At 66.0% G+C, this 11,756-nt stretch carries 7 protein-coding genes; 4 read left to right on the top strand and 3 right to left on the bottom strand.

Annotated elements, in window-relative coordinates:
- The first annotated feature begins 51 nt into the window (after positions 1-51).
- The 3 genes from KH389_RS11850 to KH389_RS11840 are packed head-to-tail and all read left to right on the top strand — an operon-like array spanning position 52 to position 3,662.
- Positions 52-1,173 carry an aromatic ring-hydroxylating oxygenase subunit alpha gene (locus KH389_RS11850; protein WP_043863952.1) on the top strand — a complete coding sequence of 374 codons (1,122 nt, stop codon included), beginning with the start codon at positions 52-54 and terminating at the stop codon, positions 1,171-1,173.
- Between the two features lie 45 nt (positions 1,174-1,218).
- Positions 1,219-2,667, top strand: a complete 1,449-nt coding sequence (locus KH389_RS11845; RefSeq protein ID WP_213607392.1) for an NAD-dependent succinate-semialdehyde dehydrogenase — start codon at positions 1,219-1,221, stop codon at positions 2,665-2,667.
- Between the two features lie 23 nt (positions 2,668-2,690).
- Positions 2,691-3,662: a PDR/VanB family oxidoreductase gene (locus KH389_RS11840; protein WP_213607391.1), complete on the top strand. Its 972-nt coding sequence runs from the start codon at positions 2,691-2,693 to the stop codon at positions 3,660-3,662.
- Positions 3,663-3,776: 114 nt separating this feature from the next.
- Here KH389_RS11840 and glgB read toward each other — a convergent pair whose 3' ends face one another.
- The 3 genes from glgB to KH389_RS11825 are packed head-to-tail and all read right to left on the bottom strand — an operon-like array spanning position 3,777 to position 11,333.
- On the bottom strand, positions 3,777-5,990 hold the full coding sequence (gene glgB, locus KH389_RS11835; protein WP_100632682.1) for a 1,4-alpha-glucan branching protein GlgB: 2,214 nt from the start codon (positions 5,988-5,990) through the stop codon (positions 3,777-3,779).
- Complete coding sequence (treS, locus tag KH389_RS11830; protein ID WP_213607390.1) at positions 5,991-9,299, bottom strand: maltose alpha-D-glucosyltransferase; 3,309 nt, start codon at positions 9,297-9,299, stop codon at positions 5,991-5,993. It abuts the gene before it with no gap.
- Positions 9,300-9,326: 27 nt separating this feature from the next.
- Positions 9,327-11,333, bottom strand: a complete 2,007-nt coding sequence (locus tag KH389_RS11825) for an alpha-1,4-glucan--maltose-1-phosphate maltosyltransferase (RefSeq protein ID WP_213607389.1) — start codon at positions 11,331-11,333, stop codon at positions 9,327-9,329.
- Between the two features lie 142 nt (positions 11,334-11,475).
- On the opposite strand from KH389_RS11825, the gene KH389_RS11820 reads away from it, so the two are divergent.
- Positions 11,476-11,631 (top strand): hypothetical protein, encoded by a 156-nt coding sequence (locus tag KH389_RS11820; protein WP_167400188.1) that lies wholly within the window; start codon positions 11,476-11,478, stop codon positions 11,629-11,631.
- Positions 11,632-11,756: the final 125 nt, after the last annotated feature.

Genomic DNA, 11,756 nt, shown 5'->3' with positions numbered 1-11,756 from the left:
ATTGAACAACGGTGCGCCGGCCTGGCTGGACGCCCCCGTGAGGAGATAGCAATGAACGACTTCAAACGCCTGCCCGCCGATTTCTGCGCCAGCGCAGACGAGGCCTTCACCATTCCGGCCAAGTTCTACACCCAGCCTGCGGTGTTCGAGCACGAGAAAGAGAACATCTTCGCGCGCAGCTGGATCTGCGTGGGTCATCGCAGCGAAGTGGCCGAGAACAACGCCTACATCACCCGCGAAATCATCGGCGAGAGCATCATCGTGGTGCGTGGTCGCGACAGCGTGCTGCGCGCCTTCTACAACGTGTGCCCGCACCGTGGCCACCAGTTGCTCAGCGGCAGCGGCAAGGCCAAGAACGTGATCACCTGCCCGTACCACGCCTGGACCTTCAAGCTCGACGGCGAACTGGCCCACGCACGCAACTGCGAGAACGTGGTCAACTTCGACAAGCAGAACTCCACCCTGGTGCAGCTGCGCGTGGAAGAGTACGCAGGCTTCATCTTCATCAACATGGACATGGACGCCGGCAGCGTCGAAGACCAGCTGCCCGGCCTGCAGGCACGCATGCGCCAGGCCTGCGCGGTGATCGACGACCTGCACCTGGCAGCACGTTTCGTCAGCGATACCCCGGCCAACTGGAAGTCCATCGTCGACAACTACCTGGAGTGCTACCACTGCGCCCCGGCGCACCCGGGCTTCTCCGACTCGGTGGACGTCGGCCAGTACAGCCACACCACCTACGGCAACTGGACCCTGCAATATGGCCTGGCCAAGCCGTCGGAGCAGTCGTTCAAGTTCGACGAAAGCGTCAAGGACCCCTCCTTCGCCGGCTTCTGGGCATGGCCGTGCACCATGTTCAACGTGCCGCCAGGCGCGAACTTCATGACCGTGATCTACGAGTTCCCGGTCGACGCCGAAACCACCCTGCAGCACTACGACGTGTACTTCCTGAACAAGGACATCACCGAAGAGCAGCAGAAACTCATCGACTGGTACCGCGAGGTGTTCCGCCCCGAGGACCTGCGCCTGGTCGAGAGCGTGCAGAAGGGCCTCAAGTCCCGCGGCTACCGTGGCCAGGGCCGGATCATGGCCGACCGTGAGCGCAGCGGCATGAGCGAGCACGGCATCGCCCACTTCCACAACCTGATCGCCGTCGCCCACCTCAACGACTGACAACGCCCGCCCCCGGTACGCCGGGGGCGGCATGGAGTGCCTTGCGTGAAACTCAACGATCCCACACTGCTGCGCCAACAGGCGTACATCAACGGCCACTGGTGCGATGCCGACGACGGTCGTCAGGTCGAGGTCTGCGACCCGGCCAACGGCGAACGCCTGGGCAGCGTGCCGCTGATGGGCGGCGCCGAGACGGTACGCGCCATCGAAGCCGCCGAGGCCGCGCTGCAAGGCTGGCGCGAGCGCACCGCCAAGGACCGCGCGCAGGTGCTGCGCCGCTGGTTCGAACTGCTGCTGCAGCACGAAGACGACCTGGCCCGGCTGATGACCTTCGAGCAGGGCAAGCCGCTGCACGAAGCACTGGGCGAGATCCGCTACGCGGCCTCGTTCATCGAATGGTTTGCCGAGGAAGGCAAGCGTGTCTACGGCGATGTCATCCCCAGCCCTTCCAACGACAAGCGCCTGCTGGTGATCAAGCAGGGCATCGGCGTGTGCACCGCCATCACCCCGTGGAACTTCCCGGCGGCGATGATCACGCGCAAGGTGGCCCCGGCCCTGGCCGCCGGCTGCACCATCGTGGTCAAGCCGGCCAACGAAACCCCCTTCTGCGCCCTGGCGCTGGTGGAGCTGGCCGAACGTGCGGGCATCCCGGCCGGGGTGTTCAGCGTGGTCACCGGTGATGCGGTGGCCATTGGCGCCCAGTTCACCGGGCACCCGGCCGTGCGCAAGCTGAGCTTTACCGGCTCCACCCCGATCGGCCGGCTGCTGATGGGCCAGTGTGCCCAGAGCATCAAGAAGGTGTCGCTGGAACTGGGCGGCAACGCGCCGTTCATCGTGTTCGACGATGCCGACATCGACGCCGCCGTCGAAGGCGCGCTGGCAGCCAAGTACCGCAACGCCGGCCAGACCTGCGTATGCGTCAACCGTTTCTACGTGCATGACAGCGTGTATGTGCAGTTCACCGAACGCTTCGTGGAGCGCGTGCGCGCCCTGGGCGTGGGCCACGGCACCAGCGCCGCGAGCCAGGTCGGCCCGCTGATCAGCGACAAGGCCGTGGCCAAGGTGCGCAGCCTGATCGACGACGCCGTGGCCAAGGGCGCCGACCTGCTGCTGGGCGGCGAAGCGCATGCGCTGGGCGGCAACTTCTTCGCACCCACGGTGCTGGCCAACATTGCGCCGGGCACCCAGCTGCTGCAGGACGAGATCTTCGGCCCGGTGGCGGCCATCGTGCGCTTTCGCAGCGACGAAGAGGTGATTGCCCAGGCCAACGACACCCTGTACGGCCTGGCGGCGTACTTCTACAGCCGCGACATCGCCCGGGTGTTCAAGGTGGCCGAGGCACTGGAGTACGGCATGGTCGGTATCAATACCGGGCTGATCTCCAATGAAGTGGCGCCGTTTGGCGGCGTCAAGCAGTCGGGCCTGGGCCGCGAAGGCTCGCGCTACGGCATCGAAGACTATCTGCAAATCAAGTACCTGTGCCTGGCCGTGTGAGCCAGTGGCAGTCGAGGTGAATCATGGCCAACAAATACGAGATGTTCAGTGTGCAGGTAACCGCCGTCGAGCAGGCGACGCCGCTGATCAAGCGCTTCACCCTGGCCCGTGAGGACGGCGCGCCGATGCCGGCATTTACCGGTGGCAGCCACGTGATCGTGCAGATGCAGGGCGCCGACGGGCGCCAGTTCAGCAACGCCTACTCGCTGATGAGCGACCCGCGCGACACCCGCAGCTACCAGATCGGCGTGCGCCTTGAAGAGCAGTCCAAGGGTGGCTCGGCGTTCATGCACCAGCAGGTCGAGGTGGGCAGCGTGCTGACCATCTCCAGCCCCAACAACCTGTTCGCACTGGACCCGAGCGCGGGCCGGCACGTACTGATCGCCGGCGGCATCGGCATCACGCCGTTTCTGGCGCAGTTGCATGAACTGGAGGCCGGCAGCACCGCCTACGAGCTGCACTATGCCTTTCGCAGCCCCGAGCATGGCGCGTTCCAGGCCGAACTGAGCAGCGGGCCGCATGCGGCCAACACGCAGTTCTACATCGACAGCCTGGAGCGCAAGCTGGACCTGGCCGCGCTGTTTGGGGGCCTGGATGACGCGGCGCATGTGTATGTGTGCGGCCCCAAGCCGCTGATCGATGCGGTGATCGCCACCGCAGCGTCGCTGGGCATTGCCGAGCAGCGCGTGCACTGGGAGCAGTTTGCCGCGGCGCCGGTGACCGGTGCGGCGTTTACCGTGGTGTTGGCGCGCTCGGGGCAGGAGTTGCAGGTAGAGGAAGGCATGACCATCTTGCAGGCCATCGAGAAATCCAAGGCGGCCAAGGTGGAATGCCTGTGCCGCGAGGGTGTGTGTGGCACCTGCGAGACCATGATTCTGGAGGGTGAGGCCGAGCATTTCGACCAGTACCTGAGCGATGAAGAGAAGGCTTCGCAGCAGAGCATGATGCTGTGCGTGTCGCGGGCGCGCACGGCCCGGCTGGTGCTGGACCTGTAGATCGAATCGCGGGTCAAGCCCGCTCCCACAGGTGCAGTGCAGTTCCTGAAAACACTGCAATCCCTGTGGGAGCGGGCTTGACCCGCGAATGGCCTGCGCAGCAGGCCCAAGGTCTCAAGCCGGGCGCAGCACCAGCACCGCCAGTGGCGGCAGGTTCACCGCCAGCGACAGCGGCTGCCCATGGCTGGGCAAGGCCTCGCTGTTCACCGCCCCGAGGTTGCCGTAGTTGGACCCGGCATACACCTGGGCATCGCTGTTGAGCACCTCCACCCACTGTTCGCCAAACGGCACCCCGATGCGATAACCCTCCCTCGGCACCGGCGTGAAGTTGGCCACCACCAACAACGGCTCGCCCTCGGCGCTCCAGCGCAGCCACGCATACACGCTGTTGCGCGCATCGTCGCCGATCAGCCACTGGAACCCTTGCGGCACGCAGTCCTGCTGATGCAGCGCCTTCTCGTCGCGGTACAGCCGGTTCAGGTCGGCCACCAGCGACTGCACACCCTTGTGCTCGGGGTACTGCAACAGGTACCAGTCCAGTTCCGCGTCATGGTTCCACTCGCGCCACTGGCCGAATTCGCAGCCCATGAACAGCAGCTTCTTGCCCGGATGGCACCACATGAAGGCCAGGTACGCGCGCAGGTTGGCGAACTTCTGCCAGCGGTCGCCCGGCATCTTGTCGATCAGCGAGTGCTTGCCGTGCACCACCTCGTCATGGGAAATCGGCAGGATGAAATGCTCGGAATACGCGTAGATCAGGCCGAAGCTCATCTCGTTGTGATGATGCGCACGGTGGATCGGGTCGTTCTGGATGTAATGCAGGGTGTCGTGCATCCAGCCCATGTTCCACTTGTAGTTGAAACCCAGGCCGCCCTGCTGGGTCGGCTGGCTGACACCCGGCCAGGCGGTGGATTCCTCGGCGATCACCAGCGCCCCCGGCGCCTCCTGGGCCACCACATCGTTGAGGTGGCGCAGAAAATCGATGGCCTCCAGGTTCTCGCGCCCGCCGTGGCGGTTGGGCACCCATTCGCCGGCCTTGCGCGAGTAGTCGCGGTACAGCATCGAGGCCACCGCATCCACCCGCAGCCCGTCGATGTGAAAATGCTTGAGCCAGTGCAATGCCGAAGCCAGCATGAAGCCGTGCACCTCGTTGCGCCCCAGGTTGTAGATCAGCGTGTCCCAGTCCTGGTGGAAGCCCTCCAGCGGGTTGGCGTACTCATACAGTGCGGTGCCGTCGAACTGCGCCAGCCCATGTTCGTCGGTGGGAAAATGCGCCGGCACCCAGTCGAGGATCACGCCGATGTGGGCCTGGTGGCAGGCGTCGATGAACGCGGCGAAATCCTCGGCCGTGCCATAGCGCGCGGTGGGCGCGAACATCGACAACGGCTGGTAGCCCCACGAGCCGCCAAACGGATGCTCCATGATCGGCATCAGCTCGATATGGGTGAAGCCCAGCTCCTGGATGTAGGGCACCAGCCGCTCGGCCAGTTCGCGCCAGTTGTAGTAGCGGGCCACTTCACCGCTTTCATCCAGCTCGCATTGCCAGGAACCGGCGTGCAGTTCGTAGATCGACAGCGGCGCGTTGGTGGCCTGGTGCGCTGCACGCACGCGCATCCAGCCCTGGTCCTGCCACACATGGCCCAGCGCGGCGGCCACCTTCGAGGCGGTGCTGGGCGGCAGCTCGGTGGCCAGTGCCAGCGGGTCGGCCTTGAGCGGCAGGATGCCGTCGGGCCCGAGCAGTTCGTACTTGTACGTCTCGCCGGCCTGCAGGCGCGGGATGAACAGCTCCCACACACCGCTGGGCACGCGCTTGCGCATCGGGTGGCGGCGCCCGTCCCAGTTGTTGAAGTGACCGACCACCGACACCCGCCGCGCATTCGGCGCCCACACCGCAAAGCGCACCCCGTCGATGCCGTCAACCTGCGCGGGCTGCGCGCCGAACACCTTGGCCAGGTCGCGATGATTGCCCTCGGCGAACAGGTACAGGTCCATCTCGCCCAGCAGCAACTGGGTAAAGCTGTAGGGGTCTTCGGTGACCTGCTCGCCCCCTGCCCAGTTGATGTGCAGGTCGTACGCCTGCGGTTGCTGCAACCGCCCGCTGAACAGCCCGGGCACACTGCCCTGCTCCAGCTCCAGCAGCACCTGCCCGCTGTCGCGGGCCACCGCCCGGGCACTCAGGGCATCGGGCAGGTAGGCGCGTATCCACTGCCCGCCCGCGCCATCCGGGTGCGGCCCGAGCACCGCGAACGGGTCGCCGTGCCTGGCATTGACCAGGTCATCGATATCCCTTGTGCCCAACCCAGCCTGTTCCCGCTTGTGCGCGCTCATTCATTCTCCCCACGTACTGACAAGCCCATGGAGGCCATGCAAGGGCACGGCCAACCAGCTCGGGCGATTCTCGGCTTCATACATAATTTCGTAGGCAGCCTTTTCCAGGCTGAACAGGTCCAGCGCCGCGCGTGCCCCGCCGGGCTGTTCCCAGGCGTGCGGCAGGTCGGCGGTGGCCAGATCGTAGGCCTGAACAAAGGCATGCCGGGCCTGGTGCAAGTAGCGCCGCGCCACGCGCTGACGGGCCTGGCGGGCCGGCGGCGAGACGTCCACCCCCGACGCGCTGCGCAACACCATCGCAGCAGCATAGTCGAACGAACGCAGCACGCCGCTGACGTCCTTGTACGGGCTGTGCTTGCCGCGTCGCTCCTCCAGCGGGCGCGCCGGCTCGCCTTCGAAGTCGATCAGATAGGCATCGCCCTGCACCACCAGCACCTGGCCCAGGTGCAGGTCGCCGTGTACCCGTATCAGCACGCCACCGACCGCCTGCATGGCCAGTTCGCTGACCTGTTCGAGCAGGCCCTTGCGCTGCTTGCCCAGGTCGTCGACCAGCGCCTGGCTGTCGGCATCCAGCTCATCGCGGTGCTGCTCCAGCAGGTCGAACGCCTGGTTGAGCTGGGCGCTGACCTGCTTGCCCCAGGCCTTGCCATCGCGCGCGCTACTCACCCGCGGCTTGAACGCCGGGTCCTGGGTGGGCGCGGCCAGCACCTGGTGCATCTGGCCCAGGCGCTGGCCCAGCTGCGCGGCAAAGGCCTGCAGCTCCTGCAAGGCATCGGCATGGGCCTGCGGGGCCTGGGTGCCGGGTTCCATTTCGTCGCGAATCGCGCGTTCCAGGGTGTTCTGGGTCCAGTCCCAGGCGTCGCCCTGGTTGCTCAGGTAGCCCTGGGCGATCATCAGCAGGTGCGGCTGCCCGGTGGCGTCCACCCGGCTCAGCCAGCCCAGCAGCGGTGATATGTTCGGGTAGCCGGCGGCAGTGAGGTAGGCGCTCATCTCGAGCTCGGGGTGGATGCCGCCATTGACCCGGCGGATCAGCTTGAGCACCAGGCTGCCCCCTACTACCACCGAGCTGTTGGACTGCTCGGCCGACAGGTAGCGCACCGCCGGCTCGTCGCCCAGCTCCAGGGCGGCCAGCTGTTCGGTGGCCTGGAACTGCAACTCGCCGTCGCTGCAGCTCAGGCGCGTGCCATCGGCAAAGCCGGCCAGCACCGCGCGAATGAAGCTTTCGAGCACGAAACCATCGGTGATCAGGCCCACCTGGCGCCCCCGGCGTACCCGTGACAGGGCCAGTTGCTGGGGCAATGCGCTGGTCAGCTGGTCTTCGCCGATCAGGCCGAACGGCAACTGATAGCGGCTGGTCTGCCCGCCGCTGTCGACCTCGATTTCACTGAGCAGCACGGGGCTGGTGGCCGCACCGAAGCGCACGCCATAGGCGATGCGCACCTTTTCCACCGCGGCGCCCTTGCCCGCGAACCAGCGGCGCTTGGGCAGGTACTGCGGCAGGATGGCGTCTTGCAGGGTGTCGCGCGACGGCGATTCGAGCAGCTCTTCCATGCGTTTCTTGAGCACCACGGTGGTGAACTCCGGTAGCGGCTGCGCGGGCTGCACATGCCAGCTGGGCATCTGGTCCCTGGGCGCGAGCAGGAACCAGTAGAAGCCATAGGGCGGCAAGGTCAGCAGAAACGGCAGCTGGCCGATCGGCGGGAACGCGCTGCCGCCGAGCATCTCCACCGGCACCTGGTCGACATAGGCCGAGAGGTCCAGCTCTGCCGCCTGGGCGGCGCGGGACACGTTGGCCACGCACAGAATGGTTTCGCCCTTGCCGTCGCTGCCGGTGAATTCGCGGACATACGCCAGGATGCGGCGGTTGCTGGGCGAGAGCATGGTCAGGCTGCCGCGGCCAAAGGCCTTTTGCTGCTTGCGCACCGCCAGCAGGCGACGGTTGAAGTTGAGCAGCGAATGCGGGTCGCTGGCCTGGGCCTCGACGTTCACCGACTGGTAGCCGTACAGCGGGTCCATGATCGGCGGCAGCACCAGGCGTGCCGGGTCGGCGCGGGAGAAGCCGCCGTTGCGGTCGATGGACCATTGCATCGGCGTGCGCACGCCGTCGCGGTCGCCCAGGTAGATGTTGTCGCCCATGCCGATCTCGTCACCGTAATACAGGGTCGGGGTGCCCGGCATCGACAGCAGCAGGCTGGTCAGCAGCTCGACCCGGCGCCGGTCGCGTTGCAGCAACGGTGCCAGGCGCCGGCGGATGCCCAGGTTGATGCGCGCGCGACGATCCTGGGCGTAGTAGTTCCACAGGTAGTCGCGCTCGCGGTCGGTGACCATCTCCAGGGTCAGCTCGTCGTGGTTGCGCAGGAAGATCGCCCATTGGCAGTTGGCCGGGATCTCCGGGGTCTGGCGCAGGATGTCGGTGACCGGAAAGCGGTCTTCCTGGGCCAGCGCCATGTACATGCGCGGCATCAGCGGAAAGTGAAAGGCCATGTGGCACTCGTCGCCCTGCCCTTCGCCGAAGTACAGCTGGGTGTCCTCGGGCCACTGGTTGGCCTCGGCCAGCAGCATGCGGTCGGGGTAGTTGGCGTCGATTTCGGCGCGGATCTTCTTCAGCACCTGGTGGGTTTCGGGCAGGTTCTCGTTGTTGGTGCCATCGCGCTCGATCAGGTACGGGATGGCATCCAGGCGCAAGCCGTCCACGCCCAGGTCGAGCCAGTAGCGCATCACCCCGATCACCGCCTTGAGCACCTGCGGGTTGTCGAAGTTGAGGTCGGGCTGGTGCGAGTAGAAGCGGTGCCAGAAGTACTGGCCGGCAACCGGGTCCCAGGTCCAGTTGGAGTGCTCGGTGTCGAGGAAGATGATGCGCGTGCCGTCGTACCTGGTATCGGTGTCGGACCACACATAAAAGTCCCGCGCCCTGGAGCCGGGCTTGGCGCGCCGGGCCTTCTGGAACCACGGGTGCTGGTCGGAGGTGTGGTTGATGACAAGCTCGGTGATCACCCGCAGGTTGCGCTTGTGCGCCTCGGCGATGAAGCGTCGCACGTCTGCCAGGGTGCCGTAGTCGCTGTGCACGGCCTTGTAGGCGGCGATGTCGTAGCCGTCGTCGCGCCGTGGCGATGGGTAGAACGGCAGCAGCCACAGGGTGTTGACCCCAAGCTCGGCGATGTAGTCGAGCTTGGCGATCAGGCCGGGAAAATCACCGATGCCGTCGCCGTTGGAGTCGAAGAACGACTTGACGTGCACCTGGTAGATGATCGCGTCCTTGTACCACAGCGGGTCGTTGATGAACGTGGCTGGGCGGGCTTTCTTCGCCATGTACGACTCCTTCTGGTTGGCGGGGGGCTAGCGGGCCGGGGTGATGCGCCAGATGCCGAACGGCTGGTGCCAGGGTTCGATGCGCATCCACTGGGTCTTGCCGTACCAGCTCCAGCGATGGCCGCTCATCAGGTCTTCGCCGAAGGTTTCGGCGTCGTCCTCCAGGCCCAGCTCCCACAGCGGCAACTCGAAGTGCGCCTCCTGGGCGTTGTGCGGGTCGAGGCTGACGGCCACCAGGATCAGGCTGCCGCTGGCCGGATCGCCCTTGGCGAAGTACAGGATGTTGTCGTTCCAGGCGTTGTAGAAGCGGATGCCCAGGTGGGTCTGCAGGGCCGGGTGCTGGCGGCGGATGCGGTTGAGCTGGGCGATCTCGGCAATGATGTTGCCGGGCTGGGTGTAGTCGCGCGGGCGGATCTCGTACTTCTCCGAGTCCAGGTATTCCTCCTTGCCCGGTATCGCCGCCGCCTCGCACAGCTCGAACCCCGAATACATGCCCCACAGGCCCGAGCCCATGGTGGCCAGCGCTGCGCGAATCAGAAAGCCCGGGCGGCCGGAGTCGTGCAGGAAGAACGGGTTGATGTCCGGCGTGTTGACGAAGAAGTTGGGGCGGTAGCAGTACGACCACGGCGGCTGGTTGAGTTCGCTGAAGTACTGTTGCAGCTCGGCCTTGGTGTTGCGCCAGGTGAAGTAGGTATAGCTCTGCGAATAGCCGACCTTGCCCAGGCGCGCCATCATCGCCGGCTTGGTGAAGGCCTCGGCGAGGAAGATCACCTGCGGGTGCTGGCTGCGCACGTTGGCGATCAGCCACTCCCAGAACGGCAGCGGCTTGGTGTGCGGGTTGTCCACGCGAAACTGGGTCACGCCCTCCTGCACCCAGCCCAGCACCACGTCGCGCAGGGCCAGCCACAGGGCGGGCACCGCGTCGGCGGCATAGAAGTCGACGTTGACGATGTCCTGGTATTTTTTCGGCGGGTTCTCGGCATAGCGGATGGTGCCGTCGGGGCGCCAACTGAACCAGCCCGGGTGCTCGGTGAGCCAGGGGTGGTCCTGGGAGCACTGGATGGCGAAGTCCAGGGCGATTTCCAGACCATGCTCGGCGGCGGCGGCCACCAGCCGGCGGAAGTCTTCGCGGCTGCCCAGCTGCGGGTGGATGGCCTCGTGCCCGCCGTCGGCGCTGCCGATGGCGTAGGGGCTGCCGGGGTCGTCGGGGCCGGCCTGCAAGGCATTGTTGCGGCCCTTGCGGTGCTGGGTGCCGATGGGGTGGATGGGCGGGAAGTACAGCACGTCAAAGCCCATGTCGCGGATCATCGGCAGGCGCTGATGCACGTCGTTGAAGGTGCCGTGGCGGGCCGGGTCGTCGGTGACCGAACGCGGGAACAGCTCGTACCAGCTGGCAAAGCGTGCGCGCTCGCGCTCCACCTCAAGGGGGAACTCGGCGCTGCGGCTTAGGTAGGCACGGTGGTCGGCGCGGCCCATCAGGGCGCGGGTGTCGTCGTGCAGCAGCAGCTCGACGCCGGCCTGGGCAGGCAGGCTGGACAGTTGCAGGGCCACCGCCTCCAGTTGCGCACGCAGCGGCTCGCTGCTGCGCTCGGCGCTCTGCATCAGATGGCGGCGGCCCTCCTCCAGCTCCAGGCCTACGTCGACGCCGGCGGCGAATTTCTTCTCCAGCTCGTAGCAGTAGCTGGCGTACTGGTCGATCCAGGCCTCGATCATGAACAGGTGGCGGCCCACCTCGCTGACCGTGAAGCGCCCCTCCCAGCTGTCGTTGCCCAGCAGCGTCATGGGCACTTCGTGCCAGTTGGGGTGCTGCAGGCGGCGCCAGCTCAGGCGCACGGCCAGCACGTCGTGGCCGTCGGCGAAGACCTTGCTGGTAACGGTGACCTGTTCGCCCACGGTACCCTTGACCGCGTGCTGGCCGGCGTCGAGCACAGGTTCGGTGTTCTCGATCACTATGCGCGGCAGCAGCAGCGCCCTGGCCAGGGTCAGGGTGTGCTCGCTGGTTTCATCGGTGCTGAAAGGCTCATCGCGGGTCATCGAACATCGCTCCGTTACGCTGTGACGGTAAGGTTCAGAGCAATGGCAGGCGTGGGGGTTCAATAAAAAATGAGCGATGCGGCGCGGCCACGGTCGAAGAATGGGTCAGCCTTTGAACAGCCCTTTATGTGAGGTTCGGCCCATGAATATTCCTATTCCTGCTGAAACGCCCGATCCGAATATCGATGACCCCAATCTGCCACCACCGGTGCCCGAGAAGGAGCCTGAGCCGCCCAAGGAGCAGGAGCCCGTGGGCGACCCGCCCAGTGAAGAGCCGCCGGTGAAGGTGCAAGCGTAGACCGGGATCCGGCAGTTGCACTGCGGTGTGCCCATCGCGGGTCAAGCCCGCTCCCACAGGAGTGCGGTGGTTTACAGAAATGCGCGATACCTGTGGGAGCGGGCTTGACCCGCGATGGCTGAAAC

The organism is Pseudomonas qingdaonensis (assembly GCF_018398475.1).
GTDB lineage: Bacteria > Pseudomonadota > Gammaproteobacteria > Pseudomonadales > Pseudomonadaceae > Aquipseudomonas > Aquipseudomonas palmensis.
Note: the sequence above shows the minus strand (reverse complement) of the source record. Positions and strands in the feature narration are given on the sequence as shown.